The 22,431-nt window shown below is 42.3% G+C and carries 14 protein-coding genes and 3 tRNA genes; 14 read left to right on the top strand and 3 right to left on the bottom strand.

Annotated features, from left to right (window positions below; genetic code table 11):
• The first annotated feature begins 104 nt into the window (after positions 1-104).
• The 9 genes from NAF19_RS02530 (at position 105) to NAF19_RS02490 (ending at position 17,620) form a co-directional block, all read left to right on the top strand.
• Positions 105-3,434 (top strand): VCBS repeat-containing protein, encoded by a 3,330-nt coding sequence (locus tag NAF19_RS02530; protein ID WP_252788171.1) that lies wholly within the window; start codon positions 105-107, stop codon positions 3,432-3,434.
• 14 nt (positions 3,435-3,448) lie between these two features.
• The gene (locus NAF19_RS02525) at positions 3,449-4,021 is read left to right on the top strand and encodes a hypothetical protein (RefSeq protein ID WP_252788170.1); all 573 of its coding nucleotides are present in this window, start codon (positions 3,449-3,451) and stop codon (positions 4,019-4,021) included.
• On the top strand, positions 4,002-7,394 hold the full coding sequence (locus NAF19_RS02520; protein ID WP_252788169.1) for a VCBS repeat-containing protein: 3,393 nt from the start codon (positions 4,002-4,004) through the stop codon (positions 7,392-7,394). Before NAF19_RS02525 ends, NAF19_RS02520 begins: the two co-directional genes overlap by 20 nt.
• Positions 7,395-7,425: 31 nt before the next feature.
• Positions 7,426-8,103: a 3-keto-disaccharide hydrolase gene (locus NAF19_RS02515; protein ID WP_252788168.1), complete on the top strand. Its 678-nt coding sequence runs from the start codon at positions 7,426-7,428 to the stop codon at positions 8,101-8,103.
• Positions 8,104-8,136: 33 nt separating this feature from the next.
• Positions 8,137-9,867 carry a GMC oxidoreductase gene (locus tag NAF19_RS02510; protein ID WP_252788167.1) on the top strand — a complete coding sequence of 577 codons (1,731 nt, stop codon included), beginning with the start codon at positions 8,137-8,139 and terminating at the stop codon, positions 9,865-9,867.
• A gap of 50 nt (positions 9,868-9,917) precedes the next feature.
• Positions 9,918-10,688: a 3-keto-disaccharide hydrolase gene (locus NAF19_RS02505; RefSeq protein WP_252788166.1), complete on the top strand. Its 771-nt coding sequence runs from the start codon at positions 9,918-9,920 to the stop codon at positions 10,686-10,688.
• A gap of 32 nt (positions 10,689-10,720) precedes the next feature.
• Positions 10,721-14,071 (top strand): FG-GAP repeat domain-containing protein, encoded by a 3,351-nt coding sequence (locus NAF19_RS02500; RefSeq protein ID WP_252788165.1) that lies wholly within the window; start codon positions 10,721-10,723, stop codon positions 14,069-14,071.
• A 119-nt stretch (positions 14,072-14,190) separates the two neighbouring features.
• A complete protein-coding gene (locus NAF19_RS02495; protein ID WP_252788164.1) occupies positions 14,191-15,525 on the top strand; it encodes a vanadium-dependent haloperoxidase in 1,335 nt (444 codons plus the stop codon).
• Between the two features lie 103 nt (positions 15,526-15,628).
• The gene (locus tag NAF19_RS02490) at positions 15,629-17,620 is read left to right on the top strand and encodes a glycoside hydrolase family 127 protein (RefSeq protein ID WP_252788163.1); all 1,992 of its coding nucleotides are present in this window, start codon (positions 15,629-15,631) and stop codon (positions 17,618-17,620) included.
• A 420-nt stretch (positions 17,621-18,040) separates the two neighbouring features.
• On the opposite strand, the gene NAF19_RS02480 is transcribed toward NAF19_RS02490, so the two are convergent.
• A tRNA-Lys gene (locus tag NAF19_RS02480) sits at positions 18,041-18,113 on the bottom strand.
• 112 nt (positions 18,114-18,225) lie between these two features.
• Positions 18,226-19,242, bottom strand: coding sequence for a WD40/YVTN/BNR-like repeat-containing protein (locus NAF19_RS02475; RefSeq protein WP_252788162.1), 1,017 nt, complete (start codon positions 19,240-19,242; stop codon positions 18,226-18,228).
• Between the two features lie 191 nt (positions 19,243-19,433).
• Between NAF19_RS02475 and NAF19_RS02470 the strand changes: the two genes are divergently transcribed.
• The 4 genes from NAF19_RS02470 (at position 19,434) to NAF19_RS02455 (ending at position 20,744) form a co-directional block, all read left to right on the top strand.
• A tRNA-Leu gene (locus NAF19_RS02470) sits at positions 19,434-19,517 on the top strand.
• A 92-nt stretch (positions 19,518-19,609) separates the two neighbouring features.
• Positions 19,610-19,693, top strand: a tRNA-Leu gene (locus NAF19_RS02465).
• A gap of 69 nt (positions 19,694-19,762) precedes the next feature.
• A complete protein-coding gene (locus NAF19_RS02460) occupies positions 19,763-20,062 on the top strand; it encodes an acyltransferase family protein (protein WP_252788161.1) in 300 nt (99 codons plus the stop codon).
• Between the two features lie 220 nt (positions 20,063-20,282).
• Complete coding sequence (locus NAF19_RS02455) at positions 20,283-20,744, top strand: lipocalin family protein (protein ID WP_252788160.1); 462 nt, start codon at positions 20,283-20,285, stop codon at positions 20,742-20,744.
• A gap of 89 nt (positions 20,745-20,833) precedes the next feature.
• On the opposite strand, the gene NAF19_RS02450 is transcribed toward NAF19_RS02455, so the two are convergent.
• The gene (locus NAF19_RS02450; RefSeq protein WP_252788159.1) at positions 20,834-21,298 is read right to left on the bottom strand and encodes a terminase small subunit; all 465 of its coding nucleotides are present in this window, start codon (positions 21,296-21,298) and stop codon (positions 20,834-20,836) included.
• A 487-nt stretch (positions 21,299-21,785) separates the two neighbouring features.
• Here NAF19_RS02450 and NAF19_RS02445 point away from each other — a divergent pair, with 487 nt between their 5' ends.
• The gene (locus NAF19_RS02445; protein WP_252788158.1) at positions 21,786-22,373 is read left to right on the top strand and encodes a hypothetical protein; all 588 of its coding nucleotides are present in this window, start codon (positions 21,786-21,788) and stop codon (positions 22,371-22,373) included.
• Positions 22,374-22,431 lie beyond the last annotated feature (58 nt).

Genomic DNA, 22,431 nt, shown 5'->3' with positions numbered 1-22,431 from the left:
TTGTAGAAGCATTGTATTTGGCAGGATCTAATAAGATGAGAGAGGGGATGATTTATGCAATTTTGTTTATAAAGCGGCTTTCAATTAATGTTCCTGTGCTATCCATGGCTTTGGTGGTCCTGGTTGGTTGCGATGCGAATAAAACTAAACAGGCTCAAAGTAATACACTTTTTTCGTTATTACCCTCATCAGCCACCGGGGTAGGTTTTTCTAATATTGTTAATTACACCGAGCAGTTCAATGTTTATACCTACCGGAACTTTTACAACGGTGGAGGTGTAGCCATTGGTGATATCAATAATGACGGGCTGCCGGATATTTTCTTCTGCGGGAATCAGCAATCAAACAGGCTGTACTTAAACAAAGGCAACTTTCAGTTTGAAGACATAACCGAAAAGGCCGGCCTTTCTTCTGCAGGCGTTTGGTCAACCGGCGTTACCTTAGCGGATGTTAACGGGGATGGGCTTCTGGATATCTATGTATGTAAGTCCGGTGATTTTTCCGGGAAAAATAGAAGTAACCAGTTATTCATCAATAACGGTAACCTGACATTCACTGAAAAAGCAGCAGAATACGGCCTTAATAACAAGGGCTTATGTACCCATGCTGTTTTTTTTGATTACGATCACGATGGAGACCTGGATTGTTACCTCCTTAACAACTCGTTTCGTTCTGTGGGAAACTATGACCTGATTAAAGATCAGCGCAATACTCCCGACCCGCTTGGCGGAAATAAATTATACCGGAATGATGGCGGTCATTTTACAGATGTGACCAGTCAGGCGGGAATATACAGCAGTAAAATTGGCTTTGGGTTAGGTGTCACTATTTCTGATGTGAATGGAGATGGCTGGGACGATATTTATGTGTCCAATGATTTTTTTGAACGCGATTACCTGTACATCAATAATCATGACGGAACCTTCAAAGAGTGCTTGCCTGACGTTATCAGGGAATTGAGCCAAAACTCAATGGGGGCTGATATTGCCGACATCAATAATGATGGTTATCCGGATATTTATGTGACTGATATGCTTCCTGAACCGGAAGCCAGGTTAAAAACAAAAACCGCTTTTGAGAACTGGGATAAATATCAATCCGATCTTCAAAACGGATATTACCAGCAATTCCTTCGTAATGTTTTGCAGTTGAACCAGGGGCCCATGATGAATAAGAATTCAAAACAAATGCAAGCAAACTTCAGCGAGATAGGCCGGCTTTCGGGAGTTTACGCAACCGACTGGAGCTGGGGGGCTTTGATTACCGATCTGGATAACGATGGGTTTAAGGATGTTTTTGTGAGCAACGGCATTTATAAAGATTTAACCGACCAGGATTATATTCAATTCATGGCTAATCCACGAGAGGTAAGAAAAATGATGGTTAGCGTAAAAGAGCCCATAAAGAAACTAATCGACAAGATGCCATCGGAGGCGATACCGAATTATGCGTACCGGAACAATGGCGATTTAACATTTACAAATAAGGCAGCGGAATGGGGCCTTGATCAGCCTGGTTTTTCGAATGGCTCGGCGTATGGTGATTTGAATAATGACGGAGCGCTGGATATGGTAGTTAACAATGTAAACATGCCTGCATTTATCTACCGCAACAACAGCAGGAAGCAACATCCGGAGAATAAGTACCTGAAAGTGATGCTGCAGGGCGAAGGCAAAAATAGATTTGGCGTAGGGGCGCAGGTAACGCTCTATTACAACCATACACTAAGCTACCAGGAGCAGATGCCGTCGCGTGGATTTGAATCGAGCGTAGATAACCGTTTGAATTTTGGGTTGGGTAAAACAAAGGAGATCGATTCAATAGTGGTTAAATGGCCGGGCGGCAAGCAGAAAATATTAAAAGGGGTAATGCCCAATCAAACGGTCAGTGTCAAAGAAAGTGAGTCAATGCTGCTAAAGAAATCAGGGAATAAACCCCCGCCTGCAAGACCACTGTTTGAACCCGGTGCAGACAATCATGGGATAGACTTTGAGCACAAAGAAAATGACTTTGTAGATTTTGACCGGGAAAAACTGATCTTCCAGATGCACTCAACCGATGGACCGAGGATAGCTAAAGGGGATGTAAACGGGGACGGCCTGGAAGACTTTTACATCTGCGGCGCGAAAGATCAGCCGGGAGCTTTATATATCCAAACCCCAACCGGCCGATTTAAACGAAGCAATGAAAAGCTGTTTGACCAGGACAAAGCCAGTGAAGACACCGACTGTTTATTTTTCGATGCCGACGGCGATGGCGACCAGGACCTGTACGTATGTAGCGGGGGCAACGAGTTTTCGGCCAACTCGACCGAACTGATCGACCGGCTATACATCAATGACGGCAAGGGGCATTTTACTAAATCGTCGCAGGTACTTCCCTCATATCAGTTTGAGAGCAGTTCGTGCGTAACGGCGGCAGACTTTGACGGTGACGGAGACCAGGACCTGTTTGTGGGTGTGCGGCTAAAGCCTGGCAAATACGGCTATCCCTGCAAGGGCTATATCCTGCAGAACGATGGCAAAGGTATTTTTACGGATGTGACCGATAAGGTGGCCCCGGGTTTAAAAGAGTTGGGGATGGTTACCGATGCCAAATGGTTTGACTATGACCGTGACGGGAAACCGGACCTGGTAGTCTGCGGGGAGTATATGCCCATACGGATATTTCATAATGAAGGGGGGCATTTAAAAGAAGTAACGCGTGAGGCAGGCATGGAGTGGAGCAACGGGTGGTGGAACAGGCTGGAGATAGCAGATATAGACGGCGACGGTTACCCGGATATAGTAGCAGGCAATCACGGATTGAACTCGAGGTTTAAGGCCACCAGGCAAAAGCCTGTAAGCATGTATGTGGGGGACTTTAGCCGCACGGGGGATATAGAGCAGATTGTGTGCACCTATAACGGCGACAAGCAATACCCGATGGTATTAAGGCACGACCTGGTAGGGGAACTGCCCTACCTGAAGAAGAAATACCTGCGGTATGCCCAGTACAAGGAGCAAACGATGGAAGACATATTTGGCACGGACCTGTTACAAAAGATGGATAAGCTGGATGCCTATGAGCTGCGGAGCAGCGTGCTGATGAATAACAGGAACGGGACTTTTACGATGAAGCCACTGCCGGTAGAGGCCCAGTTTTCGACAGTGTTTGCGTTGGTGGTTAAAGACTATGACGGGGACGGGAAAGCAGACATCCTGCTGGGCGGCAACTTTTATCAATCGAAACCAGAGGCAGGGATATACGATGCGAGTTATGGCTTGCTGCTCAAGGGAGATGGCAAAGGAAGCTTCACGGCAATCAAGCCGCAAACAAGTGGCATCGTGATAAAAGGAGCAGTACGGGATATGAAAGAGATAAAGGCCGGAAAGAATAAGCTGCTGATCGTCGCAAAAAATAATGATAAAACAGAGGTGTTAAATTTAAAATGAGATGATGACTAGTTATGAGATATTCTAAATATGTGCTGTTTGTTGTAGGCCTGATTTTCGTATTTGCTTGTAATTCAGACGAGAGAAAATATGATCAGTTAGTAAACGATGAGCTTTCGCGGGGGGTACGAAAAGATACTTTGTTTCAGGGAATAAAATTAGGAATGACCTCAAAAGAATTTTATGCTCACTGTTGGGAAATGAATAAAAAGGGGGTGTTCTTTGCCGGACCAGGTAATATGACGGTTTTATATAAGCTAAATAAAGAATTAAAGTATCCGGCTTCCATGAATTTCTACCCTGATTTTCGGCAAGGTAAGATTTACAAAATGAGAGTGTTATTCAGTTATGATGCATTTGCTCCCTGGAATAAACAAATGTTTGCTGATAGCCTACAGTTAGACGTATTAAACATGATGAAAAAATGGTACCGGGATAAGGACTTTATTACGATGACGGATGCAACGAAAGGGACAATTTTCGTGCAGGTAGATGGTAACCGGAGAATTATTATCGGCAAGTTTAATGACGCCCATGTAAAAGTAGATTATACGGATTTATTAGTAGATGAAAAGATTAAAAAATAAGGCGGATTTTATTTTTCTGGAAAAAAAGATCAGGTATGGCGTGTATAACATGCGATACTGTTTTATATTCTTTTTATTCGCTTTAACCAGTTGCCAAAAAAAGCAAAGCGGCGACAATAATAAGCTTTTTGAACTTTTAAACCCCAAAGAAACGCATATCGACTTCGTTAACCAATTGTCGTATGATGCTGATTTCAATATTTTTACCTACCGTAATTTTTATAATGGAGGCGGAGTAGCCATTGGGGATATCAATAATGACGGGTTGCCGGATATTTTTTTGGTGGGTAACATGGTGCCAAGCCGCCTCTACCTGAATAAAGGTAATTTTCAGTTTGAAGATATAACCGAGAAGGCCGGAATTGCCAAGCTCGGCAAATGGTCAACCGGCGTTACTATGGCCGACGTTAACGGTGACGGGTTATTAGATATCTACGTTTGCAATAGTGGCGATGTTAAGGGCGATCATAAGCAGAATGAATTATATATCAATAACGGTAATCTAACTTTCACAGAAAAAGCAAAAGAATACGGCATTGGAGTAAATGGTTATTCAACCCACGCTGTTTTTTTCGATTATGATCATGATGGAGATCTGGATCTCTTTATACTGAGCAATTCTTTTAAGGCTATTGGCAGCTTCAATCTGCAAAGTAATGAAAGAAATATAAGGGACCCCTTGGGGGGACAGAAGTTATTCCGGAATGATGGGGGGCACTTTACGGATGTGAGTAAACAGGCCGGTATTTATGGCAGTGTAATCGGTTTTGGATTAGGCGTGAGTGTGGGGGACGTAGATGGAGACGGCTGGGATGATATATATGTTTCCAATGATTTTTTTGAGCGGGATTACCTGTACATCAATAACCACGACGGAACCTTTAAGGAATCGCTTGAGGATCAAATGAAAAGTATTAGTAATGCTTCGATGGGCGCCGATTTGGCTGATATAAACAACGATGCCCATCCCGATATTTTTGCTACCGATATGCTTCCTGAAAATGAAGCCAGGGTTAAAATAAATACCACTTTTGAGAACTGGGATAAATACCAGCTTGATTTGAGATACGACTATTACCACCAGTTTACCAGGAACACGCTTCAGTTAAATAACGGTAATGGAACCTTTAGCGAGATAGGTCGGCTTGCGGGAGTTCATGCTACCGACTGGAGCTGGGGAGCGCTGATCACGGATATGGATAATGATGGGTTAAAAGATATTTTTATCGCTAACGGCATTTATAAGGACTTAACCAATCAGGATTATATTCAACACTTATCCAACAGGGACGTGATGGGTAGTGTTTGGACAAGTAAAGGCATGAATTACAAGAAGCTGATAGATAGTATGCCATCGGAGGCGATACCGAATTATGCGTACCGTAACAATGGTGATTTAACATTTACCAATAAGGCAGCGGAATGGGGATTGGATCAGCCGGGTTTTTCAAATGGTTCGGCGTATGGTGATTTGAATAATGACGGAGCGCTGGATATGGTAGTTAACAATGTAAACATGCCTGCATTTATCTATCGCAACAACAGCAGGAAGCAACATCCGGAGAATAAGTATCTGAAAGTGATGCTGCAGGGTGAAGGCAAAAATAGATTTGGCGTAGGGGCGCAGGTTACGCTCTATTACAACCATACGCTAAGCTACCAGGAGCAGATGCCGTCGCGTGGATTTGAATCGAGCGTAGATAACCGTTTGAATTTTGGGTTGGGTAAAACAAAGGAGATCGATTCAATAGTGGTGAAATGGCCGGGCGGCAAGCAGAAAATATTAAAAGGAATAAAACCCAACCAAAGCATCACGGTCAAAGAAAGCGAGTCGATGCTGCCAAAGAAAGCAGCGAGTGAACCTGCGCCTGTAAAACCGCTGTTTGAGCAAAGTGCAGAAAACCATGGGATAGACTTTGAGCACAAAGAAAATGACTTTGTAGATTTTGACCGGGAAAAACTGATCTTCCAGATGCACTCAACCGATGGACCGAGGATAGCTAAAGGGGATGTAAACGGGGACGGCCTGGAAGACTTTTACATCTGCGGCGCGAAAGATCAGCCGGGAGCTTTATATATCCAAACCCCAACCGGCCGTTTTAAACGAAGCAATGAAAAGCTGTTTGACCAGGACAAAGCCAGTGAAGACACCGACTGTTTATTTTTCGATGCCGACGGCGATGGCGATCAGGACCTGTACGTATGTAGCGGGGGCAACGAGTTTTCGGCCAACTCGACCGAACTGATCGACCGGCTATACATCAATGACGGCAAAGGGCATTTTACTAAATCGTCGCAGGTACTTCCCTCATATCAGTTTGAGAGCAGTTCGTGCGTAACGGCGGCAGACTTTGACGGTGACGGAGACCAGGACCTGTTTGTGGGTGTGCGGCTAAAGCCGGGCAAATACGGCTATCCCTGCAAGGGCTATATCCTGCAGAACGATGGCAAAGGTATTTTTACGGATGTGACCGATAAGGTGGCCCCGGGTTTAAAAGAGTTGGGGATGGTTACCGATGCCAAATGGTTTGACTATGACCATGACGGGAAACCGGACCTGGTAGTCTGCGGGGAGTATATGCCCATACGGATATTTCATAATGAAGGGGGGCATTTAAAAGAAGTAACGCGTGAGGCAGGCATGGAGTGGAGCAACGGATGGTGGAACAGGCTGGAGATAGCAGATATAGACGGCGATGGTTACCCGGATATTGTAGCAGGCAACCACGGATTGAACTCGAGGTTTAAGGCCACCAGGCAAAAGCCTGTAAGTATGTATGTGGGGGACTTTAGCCGCACGGGGGATATAGAGCAGATAGTGTGCACCTATAACGGCGACAAGCAATACCCGATGGTATTAAGGCACGACCTGGTAGGGGAACTGCCCTACCTGAAGAAGAAATACCTGCGGTATGCCCAGTACAAGGAGCAAACGATGGAAGACATATTTGGCACGGACCTGTTACAAAAGATGGATAAGCTGGATGCCTATGAGCTGCGGAGCAGCGTGCTGATGAATAACAGGAACGGGACTTTTACGATGAAGCCACTGCCTGTAGAGGCCCAGTTTTCGACAGTTTTTGCGTTGGTGGTTAAAGACTATGACGGGGACGGGAAAGCAGACATCCTGCTGGGCGGCAACTTTTATCAATCGAAACCAGAGGCCGGGATATACGATGCGAGTTATGGCTTGCTGCTCAAGGGAGATGGCAAAGGAAGCTTCACGGCAATCAAGCCGCAAACAAGTGGCATCGTGATAAAAGGAGCAGTAAGGGATATGAAAGAGATAAAGGCCGGAAAGAATAAGCTGCTGATCGTCGCAAAAAATAATGATAAAACAGAAATATTGGTAAAGGCTCCGGGCAAAAAATGAAGCTGATAAATAAAATTTTTAATCCAAACTCATGAAAAAACTATTTTTCGCCATAGGCCTCATTGGTTGTGGTTTTGTTAATGCACAGCAAACCGCAGTAAAAGAAACTCCTCTTTTTAACGGCAAAGATTTTAAAGGATGGTACAGCTTTCTTTCATCGAAAGGGAAAAATAATGATCCCGAAAAAGTTTTCTCGGTAAAAGATGGCTTGCTGCATATTACAGGTAAAGAGTTTGGGTACCTGTGTACCGAAAATAAGTATAAGAATTTCCATTTGGTGGCTGAATTTAAATGGGGCGTAAAAAAATACCCGCCACGAGATGCCGATACCACCAAAAGGGATAACGGAATTATGTTTTATGTGCAAACTGATGCATCAGATAAGGTATGGCCAAAATCCATTGAATGCCAGATACAGGAAGGCGATGTGGGTGACATTTGGCTGATTGACAGTGCTACCGTGGTCACCGATGGGAAGCGGAGTATTCCTCACGATTTTCACCGCATAGTGAAAAAAAAGAACGCGGAAAAGCCTACCGGCGAATGGAACATAGTAGAAGTAACAGCTGATAAAGGTAAAATCACCTACGTTGTAAATGGAGAGGTAGTAAATACGGCCGAATCACCGTCGCTGAACGATGGGCGGATAATTATACAATCCGAAGGTGCGGAAATTTATTACCGCAAAATAGAAATTGCTGAACTATAATTTAAGTCAATATTAAAATCCCAAAATAATCAAATGGCAATCGACTCATTGAATGTAAATACCAAAGCTAAAATTCAAAACACCTATGATGCCATTGTAATAGGCTCGGGGATAAGCGGCGGATGGGCTGCAAAGGAATTAACTGAAAAAGGCCTGAAAGTATTAATGCTTGAACGCGGCCGTAATTATGAGCATATAAAGGATTATGTTACCGCTGCAAAAGATCCATGGGATTTTGAGCACCGGGGGAATGCCACATTACGACAGAAAACAGATAACCCTGTTATATCCCGCGATTGGGCAATGTACGGAACTGCGGCCCAGGAGCCTCTTATGAAGTCGTGGGTAAATGAAAAAGATTGCCCTTACGTGGAGGTTAAACCATTTACCTGGTGGCGCTCATACCAGTTAGGCGGAAGGTCGACCTTATGGGGGCGGCAAAGCTACCGGTGGAGTGATTTTGATTTTGAAGCCAATGCAAAAGATGGCATTGCGATTGACTGGCCCATTCGTTATAAGGAGATGGCGCCATGGTATGATCATGTAGAAAAATTTGCTGGTATCAGTGGTTCTATGGAAGGTTTACCACATCTGCCCGATGGTCACTATCTGCCACCCATGCAGCTGAATTGTGTGGAAAAAGATGTGGCATCACGAATAAAGGCTTTTTACAAGGATCAGCGCCACATGTTTATAGGCCGCGTGGCCAATCTTACCGCACCTATACAAGCGAGGACACAGTGCCAGTTTAGAAACAGGTGTTGGGAGGGTTGCCCTTTTGGGGGTTATTTTAGCACGCAATCTTCAACGTTACCCGCAGCAGTGGCAACGGGTAACCTTACCGTAAGGCCGTGGTCGATAGTAACCAAAATTTTATACGATAAAGACACCAGGAAAGCAACAGGTGTCGAGGTGCTGGATGGAGAAACAAACAAGACCTATGAGTTTTACTCTAAAATTGTTTTCCTTAATGCTTCTACCCTAAACAGCGCATGGGTTTTGATGAACTCCGCAACAGACGTGTGGCAAGGGGGATTAGGTAGCAGCAGTGGTGAATTGGGGCATAATATTATGGACCATCATTACATGCTCGGAGCACAGGGAACGGTGGATGGGTACGAAGACAAATACTATTTTGGCCGCAGGGCGAATGGTTTTTATATTCCACGTTTTGCTAACTTATTTGGTGATAAAAGGGACTTTCTGCGCGGCTATGGTTACCAGGGTAGCGCGAGCAGAGACGGTTGGAGCAGGGACGTAGCTGAAATGAATATAGGTGCTGGTTATAAAGATGCACTTACCGAGCCAGGTGCCTGGCATATCGGTGCAACCGGTTTTGGCGAAATATTGCCCTATCACGATAACAAGATCACGCTTGATAAGGAAGTGAAAGATAAGTGGGGCCTGCCCGTGCTGGCGATGGATGCGGGTTTGAAAGAGAATGAACTTAATATGCGTAAGGACATCATTAGAGAATTGGTTGCGATGTATGAAGCCGCAGGCGTAAAGAATATCACCACCTGGGATAAAAATTATGCCATTGGCCAGGGCATCCACGAGATGGGGAGCGCGCGTATGGGTAAAGACCCCAAAACATCGGTACTTAACGCACATAACCAGGTTTGGGATGCACAAAATGTTTTTGTTACTGATGGGGCCTGCATGACGTCAAGTGCCTGCCAGAACCCGTCACTCACCTATATGGCACTAACCGCACGCGCGGCTCAATACGCGGTGGACGAGTTGAAAAAAGGTAATATTTAATCTGCATAACTAAGAAAGAAATTTGACTAACGAACCTAATTGTTACTAAAATGAAATACAATTTAATATTTACAGCTATACTGACAGGCAGCTGTTTTATAGCGAATGCACAGCAAACTGCAAAACCTGAAGACACAGAAATATGGAAGCCAATTCCAAGGGTTGTTACCCCCGGGAATACTTTCAGGGATGCTCCATCCGACGCCATTATTTTATTTGACGGCAAAAATCTTGACCAGTGGGTGTTAACTAAAGACACCACAGCCAAGGCAAAATGGCTGGTAGCGGATGATATAATTACAGTTGATAAAAGCGTGGGGGATATTCAAACTAAAAGGTCGTTTATGGATTTTCAGCTGCATATTGAATATCGGATACCTTCCGATATAACCGGATCGGGCCAGGCACGCGGTAATAGCGGAATCTTTTTAGCTGCTCTTCCCTGGGGGGCCGGCGGATATGAGCTGCAAGTGCTCGACAATTATAATAATGCAACTTACGTGAACGGACAGGTGGGTAGCATTTACAAACAATCAATTCCATTGGCTAACGCAGCCCTGCCACCAGGCAAATGGCAAACTTATGATGTGGTTTGGACTGCCCCCCGGTTTAATGAGGATGGATCGTTAAAATTGCCAGCCAGGGTAACGGCTTTTCATAATGGCATACTCGTCCAAAATAATTTTGAATTAAAAGGCGATACGCCATACATCGGCCAGCCCACCTATCGAAAACATGGTCCTTCACCTATTAAATTGCAAGCCCATGGAGATAAAAGCGAGCCTATAAGTTATAGAAATATTTGGTTAAGGGAGTTATAAGTTCATTGTGCTTTGAAATACTAACCGTGTTAGTGAAATATCTGATCTGTTTGTTTTTTATTGTAGTTGCTTTAAATGGCTGTAAACTACCAAAGCCAGATGAGGCAACTTTTAGATTATTAACTCCCGGACAAACCGACGTCGATTTTATTAATAAAAATACCGAGACTGATTCGTTAAATATTTTGGATTATTTATATTTCTATAACGGTGCGGGCGTAGCTTCTGCAGATTTTAACAATGATGGCCTGGAGGATCTGTATTTTGTTTCCAACCAGGGCTCTAATAAATTATATCTTAATAAAGGCAATCTTAAGTTTGAAGATATTACTGATAAGGCTGGGGTTGCAGGTACAGGTAACTGGAAAACCGGGGTAACCATAGTTGACATTAATGGCGATGGATTTAAGGATATTTATGTTACTGTAGTGTCTGGATATGGGGATTTTAAAGGGAAAAATCAACTATACATTAATAATGGCGATTTGACTTTTACAGAATGTGCTGCCAAATACGGGCTTGATTTTGCAGGATTTTCAACTCAGGCATCTTTTTTTGACTATGATAAGGATGGCGGGCTGGATATGTTTTTGCTAACCTCGTCAGTACATAGTAATGACACTTATGGCGATTCAACTTCGCGGTTTAAATACAGTCATGATGCGGGGGATCATTTATTTCATAATGATCACGGGTATTTTACCGACGTCACTACAAAAGCCGGGATATATGCAGCTCCGATTGGTTACGGCTTAGGACTAAGTATCGGTGACTTAAATAATGACGGGTGGGATGACATATATGTTAGTAATGATTTTTTTGAGCAAGACTATTGTTATATAAACCAGCGTGACGGAACATTCAAAGAACAGCTTAGAAATTCGTTTGGTCACACAAGTTTATTTTCAATGGGCAACACCATAAGCGATATTAATAAAGATGGTTATTTGGATGTACTTACTACCGATATGCTGCCTGAGGACATTAAATCGTTAAAATCTACTACAAATGACGAGCCACTTGATATTTATAACCAGCAGGTAAACAGTGGATTTTATTATCAATATTCCAAAAATTCGCTTCAGCTAAACGTAGGTAATGGAAAAAAATTTGTTGATATAAGCTTGTATTCGGGTATATCGGCAACAGATTGGACCTGGTCGCCATTGGTGTATGATTTTGACATGGATGGCAGGAAGGATATTTTTTTTTCTAACGGGATAAAGAAGCTTCTTAATGATATCGACTTCCTGAAATACCTTGGCGATCCGGGTAGACCTAAGGAATTTAAAACAAGCAGAATTTTTGACAAGGATAAAATTAAGCTGATGCCGGATGGCAAAACCCATCACTTTTTATACCACGGTAATGAAGACCTAAAATTTAGCGACGTATCATTTCAAAATGATATGAAACAACCAGGCATTTCATCCGGCGCCATAGCCGTTGACCTTGACAATGATGGTGATTTGGAAATCGTTACCAATAATATGGATGAGCCGGCTTCTATATACCAGAACCTGACCGTCGAACATCATAAAAATGCAACACCGCATTTTTTAAAATATGCTGTAAAATATAGTGCAGCCAATCCCGACGGAGTCGGCACCAGGTTTTTTTTAAAATCAGGATCGCAAATAGACCATCAGGAAATACAAACTAGTAATGCCTACGAAAGCACGCAAAGTGCATATCTATATTTTACATTTTTATCTAAAGAGAGCCCCTCCGAACTTTTAATCGTGTGGCCCGACAATTCCTATCAGTTTATTAAAAACTTTAAGCCTAACACAAAACAAATAATAAACTATAATGCCGAATTGATCCAAAAAACAAAGGATTTGCCCAAATTGATCGACGGTTTTTTGAAAGATAGGAAGCAATTTAATAATGAAGAAGTTGCCCCGCAACAGTTAGCAACTGTAAAAATTTCTGACATTACTGATTTTAGTTACTATACATTGCTGCCCCACAGTTATTTGCCTCATACCCCAGCAATTGCCGTAGCTGATATGAATAACGACGGTTTAGATGACATCTACGTGGGAGGTGTAGCCGGCGAAGAAAAGTACCTGCTGGTGGGTAAACGAGCAGGTGGTTACGCAAAAGTAACCGTTCCGCAATTTCAACATGATATTGCCTATTCAGATGCTGATGCTGCCTGGGCTGATGTAAACAACGATGGTAAACCCGATTTGATAGTATTGAGTGCTAATCCGCCGTTTGTCGGAGCCGATAAAATAGCGCAACCTCGTTTATATATCAACAAAGGCAATGGTCAATTTGAATTTAAATCGATGCCCCGGCTAAATAGCCAGGCTTCAAAGGTATTTGTGTTTGATTTTAATAATGATGGTTTGCCGGATATTTTTTTAACCAGTAGCATATCTTACCGGGACTATACAGCGCATATTCCCTCATCCATTTTTCTTAATGCCGGCAAAGGACGTTTTGTCGCTGCGTCCAAAGATCAGTTTTCTCAAATTACGAATATCCAGTACATCACAAATATTACAAGTGGTGATATTGATCAGAACGGGAAGCAGGATATAGTAATAACTTCAGAATGGCAGCCCTTGCATATCTTTTTAAACGAGGGGAAAAAACTATCGGAGTTTAAATCTCCATTGCTCGATAATTTAAAGGGATGGTGGCAATCTGCCATTATTGCTGATGTTGATAATGATGGCAAAGAGGATTTAATCGCGGGTAACTGGGGCTTAAACAATAAGTACAACGTAGCCGCGTCGCACCCATTGTATGCTTACAATACTGATTTAGACAAAGATGGTAAAAATGATCTTTTGCTATCTTATTTTTTCAAGGGTCAATATTATCCTTTCCGACCAAAAAATGACCTGGAACAAGAGTTGCCTTATTTAAAAAAGGAATGGTTGAGCTATTCGAAAATGGCAGATAAGACCACCGCGGAAATTTTTAAAGATAAACTTGACGATAAAGATAAATTAATAGCAAATCAATTCGAAAGTGTCTTCATAAGCGATGTTTTACACGCAAAAGCGTACGAGCCTCTGCCTTATCCGTACCAGCAGGCCCCAATACGTTCGATTGTCCAACAAGGGGATAATCCACATCGATTCTTGATCAATGGTAACTTTTGGGGTGTGGTACCATATGAAGGTAAATATGATGCTTTGGGTTTGGTTGGTCTTAATTATGACCTTGGAAATAAGCTATTTTCTATCCCTGAGTATCTGATCCACCCTTCATTTAATTTTCAGGAAATAACCTTTATTCATCAAATAAAAGGAGCCAATTCCAAAGATTTGATATTGCTTACCTATGACGGTAAGTTAATGCTGGTAAAAGATATTTTTCGTCAATTAGACAATAAAACTCTGACTAATTATCATGGGCCATAGATTTAAATTTCATAATTATTTCTTGGTAGCTGCAATACTTATTAGGACAAACCAATATCATTAAATAAAAATCACTTTTTCATGCAGCGGCTATGTTGTTTAACATCAAATAAATTTCTATGAATCGTATTTTATTTTGGGTTTCAGGGGCAATCCTTTTGTTTTGTTCCTGCAAAAAAGCCGATTATCAAAGTATTACTGATAATCCGGAATTATACCGTGTTACAGAAAAAAAACTAAATGACATTATACTTGAAAATAATTTTCCGCCGGTTATTGCTTCACGTAACTATGCATATGCTAACATTGCCGCGTATGAGGTAATATCTGCCCAGGACCCTAAAAAATTCCGGTCTTTGGCAGGCCAGATCAAACATTTGACTGCTGTTCCAAAACCTGCACGGGGTGTTGAAATCGATTACCCGTTTGCATCCCTGCTTGCGTTTTGCTATGTAGGAAATGCGGTTACATTTCCGGAGGGGAGTATGGATGAATATGTCGGCTCATTAAAACAGAAAGCAATAGATGCGGGAATGCCTTCTGCTATATTTGAGCACTCCGTAAACTATTCAAATGTAGTTGCAAAACACATTATGAAATGGAGTAAAACTGATCATTATCCACAAACACGATCCGCCAGTAAATACACCGTCACCAAAAAGGAAGGTCGTTGGATACCCACACCACCAATGTATTCTCAAGCGTTGGAACCGCATTGGGGAGAAATCAGGCCCTTAATACTCGATTCTGCATCACAGGTGGCTCCTCCTCCACCGCCTTTATTTGATGTAAAGGATATAAACAGCCAGTTCTATAAAGACGTTCTGGAGGTAAAATCAATCGGCACAAACCTCACTGAAGAACAAAAACACATTGCTGATTTTTGGGATGATAATGCCTTTAAGTTAAACGTGGTTGGACATGCTACTTTTGGAACTAAAAAGTTTTCACCAGGCGGGCATTGGATGAATATTGTGGGCATAGCCTCAGCAGCCTGTAAGGCCGATTTTAGCAGCACGGTATGCGCGTATACCGAAACGTCAATTGCCATGTTTGATGCATTTATTAACTGCTGGTATTTTAAATATAAATATAATTTAGTTCGGCCTGAGACAGTTATCACAAAATATTTGGACCCTGACTGGAAAACATATATTCAAACGCCCTCATTCCCTGAATATGTAAGCGGCCATGCGGTTATCTCAGCTGCTGCAGCCGAAGTTTTGACCCGCCAGTTCGGCGATAATTTTGCATACCGCGATACGTCAGAAAGTGAGTTTGGATTAGCGCCCCGAAACTTTAGATCTTTCAGGGAAGCGGCGAGGGAAGCCGGTATATCACGTGTTTATGGCGGTATACATTTTAAAAATTCCTGCATAGTTGGAACACAGGAAGGCCAGCAGGTGGGGCAGCTGGTATTAAAGAAATTACAAATGAAAATTAAAAGGAATTAGCATGTGGAGTAACCTGATAAATAGTGCCAGGCAAAAAATAAGCTATTCTGGTATTGGAAAAGAAGTACAGTTTTAAAATATGTCGTTTAAATAGAAATAAAATATGAAAAAGTTAATGATTGCATCCCTGGTATATTTATTTGGAGGTATGGTTAGCGCACAGGTGAAGGATTATCCTATTCAGCCGGTAACTTTTACACAGGTGAAATTGAATGATCATTTTTGGTCACCGCGTATCGAAACTAACCGCACGGTAACTATCCCAGCTTCTTTTGCACGCTGTGAAAATACAGGCCGTGTTAAGAATTTCGAAATGGCTGCTCAACAGAAAGGAAAATTTTGCACCAAGTTTCCATTTGATGATACCGATATTTATAAAACAATTGAGGGGGCCTCATACTCACTGGCGGTGCATCCTGATCCCCAACTAGATGCCTATGTTGATTCACTGATAAAGGTTGTTGGGAAGGCCCAGGAACCGGATGGATATCTTTATACTGCCCGAACAATTGATCCATTACATCCCCATTTGTGGTCTGGCCCTGAAAGATGGGTGAAGGAAAATGAGTTGAGTCACGAACTATATAATTCGGGCCACATGTTTGAGGCGGCAAGTGCTCACTTCCTGGCTACGTCCAAAAGGAATTTTTTGGATATCGCGCTAAAGAACGCCGATCTGCTGGTTAAAACCTTCGGTCCGGGGAAGAGACATGTTGCTCCTGGTCATGAAATAGTGGAAATGGGACTTGTGCGCCTTTACCGGATTACAGGCAAGAATGAGTACCTGGATTTAGCTAAATTTTTTATCGATGAGAGAGGAAAACGGGCATATGATAAAACCAGTACTGACGAGTGGAAAAACGGCGCTTACTGGCAGGACGATGAACCCGTGGTCGATCAGCATGAAGCGGAAGGGCATGCTGTAAGGGCAATGTATTTATATTCCGGGATAGCCGATGTTGCCGCACTAACCGGAGACAAGCGATATATTGAAACTATTGACAGGATATGGAATAACATGGTTGGCAAAAAAATATATGTCCAGGGCGGCATAGGAGCAGTCCCAAGCGGAGAAAGATTTGGGGCTGATTATGAGTTGCCTAATGCTACGGCCTATAATGAGACATGTGCTGCCATTGGCGATGTATACTGGAATCAACGGATGTTTTTACTGCATGGGGATTCAAAGTATATTGACTTGTTAGAAAAGGTTCTTTATAATGGGTTAATCTCTGGTATCGGGTTAGATGGGAAATCATTTTTTTATACCAATGCGATGCAGGTAGTAAACGGATTTACACATCCCGCATTGGAAGTCGGCAGATCGGGATGGTTTGAGTGTTCATGCTGCCCTACCAATATGGTTCGTTTTTTACCCTCTCTGCCCGGCTATATTTATGCTCAAAAAAATGATAATGTTTACGTTAATCTCTTTATTGCAGGAACTGCTGATCTTAAAGTAAATGAGAAGAAAGTAAAAATAATCCAGGTCAACAATTATCCATGGAATGGTAATTTAATGTTTAAAGTAGAACCGGAGTCGCCTCACAAGTTTAATCTGCTTATTCGTATTCCTGGATGGAGCCGTTCGAAAGCGATTCCGTCAGATTTATATTCTTTTGAAAATGAATCCTCTTCAAAAATCGAAATTAAGCTAAACGGACACCCGCTTAAATATCATATTGAGAACGGCTATGCTGTTATAAACAGAGAGTGGAAAAAAGGAGATAAGGTACAGGTGAATCTGCCGATGGATGTTGAAAAGATTACCGCAAATAAAACATTGGTTGATGACAGGAATAAGATTGCGTTACAACGAGGTCCAATAGTTTATAGTGCGGAATGGAAAGACAACAATGGCAAAGTAAGCAACTTAATGATTCCGGATAACGCAATTTTTAAACCACAATATGAAAAAGATATTTTAAATGGTGTAACTGTTCTAAAAGGCGAAGCAATTAGAAGGGGTGGTTTGAGAAAGGGGACAAAAAAAGTTGTGCTGACCGCGATTCCATATTATTCATGGGCAAACAGGGGGCCAGGTGAAATGACTGTTTGGTTTCCCAGGGCTGGCACAAGCCACGACGGTTTGTAATGTATTATATGTAACAGCCGCAATTTGATTCCTGCTTGAAACAAGCTTTTGACAAATATCTAACCAAAAGGTTAATAGCTATCTGAAAGAAATAGATGACTTGTGCGGCATTTGAAAGACTTTAACTTCTCATATCGCCCGACATACATTTGCCACGCCCGTTACATTGGCTAATGGCGTTCCAATTGAAACTATGAGTAAAATGCTTTGTCAAACTAAGATTGCGACACACTGTAAATCAATTAATTGCTTCTAAAATATTGGTTCAATTCGGTAACCTGATTTCGGCAAAAGGAATAGGTTACCGATTACTTTGGATTACTATGACGTGTATTGATTTATGAAAAGTGGGTTTTAAACGAAAAAAGCCACTTTTTCAAGTGGCTTTTATTGATTTGAGATGGTTTGGTGACCATTCTGTGATCCCGCTGGGATTCGAACCCAGGACCCCAACATTAAAAGTGTTATGCTCTACCAGCTGAGCTACGGAATCATACTTTATCGTTTCCGTTTAAAGTGGTGCAAATATAGGACTATTTAACCGCGTATGCAAGCCTTATTTTAATTTATTTTTTTATGATTTTAAGCGCCTAGTAGCCAGCTTGCTACATTTTTAAAATTCCGATTTTGCCGCCGTTGCCAGCTAACAACACCAGTTTTCCATGTTTGGCCTTGCGGCAAACGTTATAGCTGGTGCTGTCAATTTGCTTCCACGTTTTCCCGCCATCGATAGTGATATTGCTGCCTGGTGTGCCGGTGGCTAGGAAAATATTACCAGTTATGTACTCAACGCACGATTGAAAACCAGCTGGTTGTTTAACCGCTGCATTTAATAATTTGAACGGTTGGGGTATGTAGCTGACCGAAACTGAATCAGTTATTTTGTCCTTTTCATAGTTGCCGCCTATCATTATCCCATTGTTTTTACCTACCGCAACCGAAAATGCCCCCTCGCTGGATTTACCATGAGTTATCGGAAAATTTGAATAGTCCCAAATTTCTTTCTTTTGTGAGTAAGAAATTAACCTCGAATTACTTCCGCCTGAGGCTATAAGTATATTGCCATTAGTAAAACGTAAACAAGTGCCGCTCGCCGCAAACGCCGCTTCACCTGGTAAAGCATCGGGCATATTTTTAAATGGCGCCCATGTTTCACCGCCGTCGTTTGTTTCAAGCAATAAGAATTTATTTTTTATCGGATCGCCTAAAATTAAGCCGTGTTTTGGGGTGTCAAAGTCCATGGCGTCCAAAAAATAGGTGGTATCGGTATTGCGATATTTTTCCTGCCAGGTGGCGCCACCGTCTGTAGTTTTTAAAACCAGCGCAGGGGTACCCGAGCTCATGATAACGGCAGTCTTGTCTGAAAATGCCTCTATATCCCTGAAATCGGCTTTCTCAAACCCTTTTACCTGCGTCCAGTCCCAGTTTTTGCCGCCATCGCGTGTGATGGCGATATAGCCGCGGCTACCGCTTATCCAGGCAACGTTGTCATCAACAACCGATAAGCCGCGAATACTTGTGGACTTGCCGGTTTGCAATTGAACTATGGTTTGCGCTTTTAGCGTTGTGGCAAATATTAAAAATGCTAACAAACAAGTAGTTAGTAAACGGAGTTTTTTCATTTTAACTTGGATATTGAATTATACAATTTACCCGAAATTAATTTTTATAACGCCACCTTGCAACCCATTGCCGATTTTTATATTTAATGAATGGCTTTTTGCATTAAAAAATTATATTTGCATCCTTGTTTAGACAGGAGCATTTGGCAAACGAAATTTCGAAAACCTGCTTGCTCAAATCTTTTCAAAATGCCCGGATGGCGAAATTGGTAAACGTTGCGGTCTCAGAAGCCGTTGAGAATTGTCTCTTGAGAGTTCGAGTCTCTCTTCGGGCACATCCATTAAGTCGAAAGTCTTAAGCTCTAAGTTGAAAGTTTGGAAAACAGACTCCCGACTTCGGACTTAAGACTTCGTACTGTTAAAAAAGGCCCGGGTGGCGAAATTGGTAGACGCACCATCTTGAGGGGGTGGCATTCGTAAGGATGTACGAGTTCGAATCTCGTTCCGGGCACGCTTCATCTGACTGAGCTATGTACAGATGAATTTACTTTCCTTAAATAATCTCCTTTTTCCTTTCTTAATGGCATTTAATAAAACTGCGGTTCCGCAAATAAAAGTCGAGTTGGTTTCCGAAGCAATTGCCGAAAAATATTATCCGTCGTTAAACGGGTTAAGGGGGATCTCGATCATCCTGGTTGTACTATCGCATTTACATCTGTCGGATAACAACGTTTACCAGGCTTGTTTTAATGGCGAATTAGGTGTAAATATATTCTTCGTTTTAAGTGGTTTCCTGATTACAAGCTTATGTCTGAAAGAACAAAAACTAACCGGTGATTTATCATTAAAAGATTTTTACATAAGGCGAATCCTTATGTGATTTTGAGCCCTGTAATTACTGCTGAATAGAATTGATGCTTGTTGCGGAACCATTTTTAATTTGATTTATTTATTGGATAATACATGCCTGTCGGGCGGGAACAAAGCCATACAGCCGTTTCTAAATAGGGTTATTTACTAGTAGCAGGCCGTTTAATTTGCCGCACGGATTGCATTTGTTGGCAAAACAATTGCTACATTTATCTTTTAAAAGCAAGGTTATGAAACACAAATACTTACTTCTGATTTTACCGGCGGTATTGTTGTGTTTGCAGGCATGCAAAAAAGACCCGCCAAACATAAACACAACCATAACGGTGGTTGGCAAGTGGCAAATGACCAAGCACGATTTGAAGCTGGTTAAAGACGGCGTGCAAATAGGCGAAACCATCAGAACATCATACACCAAATACGATTTTACACAATACTTTTCCGATGGCACCGGGGTACAATCGGCCCAGAGGGCAAAAGATGCGCCAAGCCTGAATACTTTTCAATACACGCTGAAGAACAATGTTATTACACAGTATGTAACCGGTGGTGCGGGAGTTGAAGAAACCATAACAAAGCTTACTGAAACCGAATTTGCTATACATTATGAGAGCCAGATACCCGATCCGTCCAGTAGCGGAAAATTTAATACCGAGGTAGACGACTACTATTTTACCAGGGCCAGCTTATAATACTACTGACGGTTAGTCTTGAGTCTTAAGTCGGAAGTCTGAAGTCGAATTCTTGCCTTTTCTGACTCAAGACTTCCGACTCAGGACTATTAACTTAACACTACTTCCTTTTCGCTTCCGGCTGGCCGGGGGCCACTATCCAACACAGTAACCGTTACTGTTTTAGGCCCCTCGGGTTGCTGTTTTGCTTCGCCACGTTCATTCCATCCCATGTTTTTAAGCGCAAATATCGCTCCCGCAGCCGATTGTGCATGCAGCTTGCGTTCGTACGATGCCTCAATGCGGAGGCGGCCCCACTTTAATGTCTCGTTAAATTTGCCGTTTTCGGTATAATTATCAAACGCCTGCAGGCTGGTAAAACCTAAATGCAGGGCCAGGTCGGTAAAGGTAGCCGGTTGCGGCTCGCGGTCCCACATTTTTTGGGTGGGGGCGGGCTGTTCTTTGGTTTCTTTACCCGGTTTGTTTTCTAAATGATATTCGCCCTCAATAAACGAAAAATAATCATTGATTCGGCTGGTGAGGGAAGCCTCACTGGCAAGATAAGGTTGGTTCATGATGTTTTTATGATTAAAATGCCAATTGGCATAACAGTAATGTAAAGATAGAGAAATTAAAATTAAAATGCAAATATTTTTAGCAAAATATTATAAAAGAATTTCTTTTTCGGTTGAGTAAAATTCAATTAAATTAATGGCCAACAAAGTGTTAAACAGAATTGTTACCAGGTAAGGTTAGTTCGACATAAGAATTTGGTATCCACAAGCTTCATCGTGGCCTCACCTAAATCCTCTCCAAAGGAGGGGACTTGAGTTTCGCTCGTCGGAAGTTCCTTTTTAGAACCCTCTCCTTTGGAGAGGGCAGGGTGAGGCGACGACCAGCTATTGTGGTGTCGCCAGCAATTCAAAGCATCTTGTTCTTATATTGAACTCACGTTAAGTAAGGTTAAAAAATGTTAAATTGTTAATTAAATTTGACAGAGAGGCAACTATAGATGTTTTATCTTCGTTAATTAATTTGTAGATTTAACTATTAATTCAAAATATGGGCAACAGAAGGTTTACTTACCTTATTTCTTTCATAATGTTATGCCTTGTGGCGGTGCTTGCATCGTGCCAGAAGGATAGCGACGTGAAAGATAATAGCGTAACCAAAGCCAGCCTTACTGCCGATAGCACTTCATCGCCCACCAATTTTTTAGCTGCCTCAGGTACGCTTAGCATCACCATAAAAGATTCGACCTATTTGTTTGATGCCGCTAAGGATTCAATAGCCTTTATTAATGTGCATGATGATGCCGACGACAGCAAGCGTTATTTCGGCATAACAGCCATAAATAAAGACCATAACATGAGCTTTGGCATCAGCTCGACAGGCTACGCACATGCCGATAAAAGCGGAGATATTGCCGGCGGTCAGTTTTTACTTGGCCCGGGTTATAAAACCGAAGGCTTCCAGTATTCGCTAAGCAAGTACGCCGGCCAAAAAGATTTTGGTACCATCCACATCGATAAATACAACCAGGACAGCGTGCTGGCCAAAGGCACCTTTCATGCCTGGCTCGCTCCCGACGATAAATCAAATGCTCCCGTTTACAAAGTTGAGGGTACGTTTAATTTGAAGCTGAAGTAGGGGAGTTCATAGTTGATGGTTCATGGTTCATAGCCAGAAGGATGATGGCAATTACTCC

Source organism: Mucilaginibacter flavidus (genome assembly GCF_024055575.1).
In the GTDB taxonomy this organism is placed as follows: domain Bacteria; phylum Bacteroidota; class Bacteroidia; order Sphingobacteriales; family Sphingobacteriaceae; genus Mucilaginibacter; species Mucilaginibacter flavidus.
The sequence above is the reverse complement of the archived record's forward strand: the minus strand, read 5'-3'. Positions and strand labels throughout refer to the sequence as shown.

Coding starts and splice junctions, on each gene's coding strand:
- NAF19_RS02530 (WP_252788171.1), top strand. CDS start 105: ATGGCTTTGGTGGTCCTGGTTGGTTGCGATGCGAATAAAACTAAACAG.
- NAF19_RS02525 (WP_252788170.1), top strand. CDS start 3,449: ATGAGATATTCTAAATATGTGCTGTTTGTTGTAGGCCTGATTTTCGTA.
- NAF19_RS02520 (WP_252788169.1), top strand. CDS start 4,002: ATGAAAAGATTAAAAAATAAGGCGGATTTTATTTTTCTGGAAAAAAAG.
- NAF19_RS02515 (WP_252788168.1), top strand. CDS start 7,426: ATGAAAAAACTATTTTTCGCCATAGGCCTCATTGGTTGTGGTTTTGTT.
- NAF19_RS02510 (WP_252788167.1), top strand. CDS start 8,137: ATGGCAATCGACTCATTGAATGTAAATACCAAAGCTAAAATTCAAAAC.
- NAF19_RS02505 (WP_252788166.1), top strand. CDS start 9,918: ATGAAATACAATTTAATATTTACAGCTATACTGACAGGCAGCTGTTTT.
- NAF19_RS02495 (WP_252788164.1), top strand. CDS start 14,191: ATGAATCGTATTTTATTTTGGGTTTCAGGGGCAATCCTTTTGTTTTGT.
- NAF19_RS02490 (WP_252788163.1), top strand. CDS start 15,629: ATGAAAAAGTTAATGATTGCATCCCTGGTATATTTATTTGGAGGTATG.
- NAF19_RS02475 (WP_252788162.1), bottom strand. CDS start 19,242: ATGAAAAAACTCCGTTTACTAACTACTTGTTTGTTAGCATTTTTAATA.
- NAF19_RS02460 (WP_252788161.1), top strand. CDS start 19,763: ATGGCATTTAATAAAACTGCGGTTCCGCAAATAAAAGTCGAGTTGGTT.
- NAF19_RS02455 (WP_252788160.1), top strand. CDS start 20,283: ATGAAACACAAATACTTACTTCTGATTTTACCGGCGGTATTGTTGTGT.
- NAF19_RS02450 (WP_252788159.1), bottom strand. CDS start 21,298: ATGAACCAACCTTATCTTGCCAGTGAGGCTTCCCTCACCAGCCGAATC.
- NAF19_RS02445 (WP_252788158.1), top strand. CDS start 21,786: ATGGGCAACAGAAGGTTTACTTACCTTATTTCTTTCATAATGTTATGC.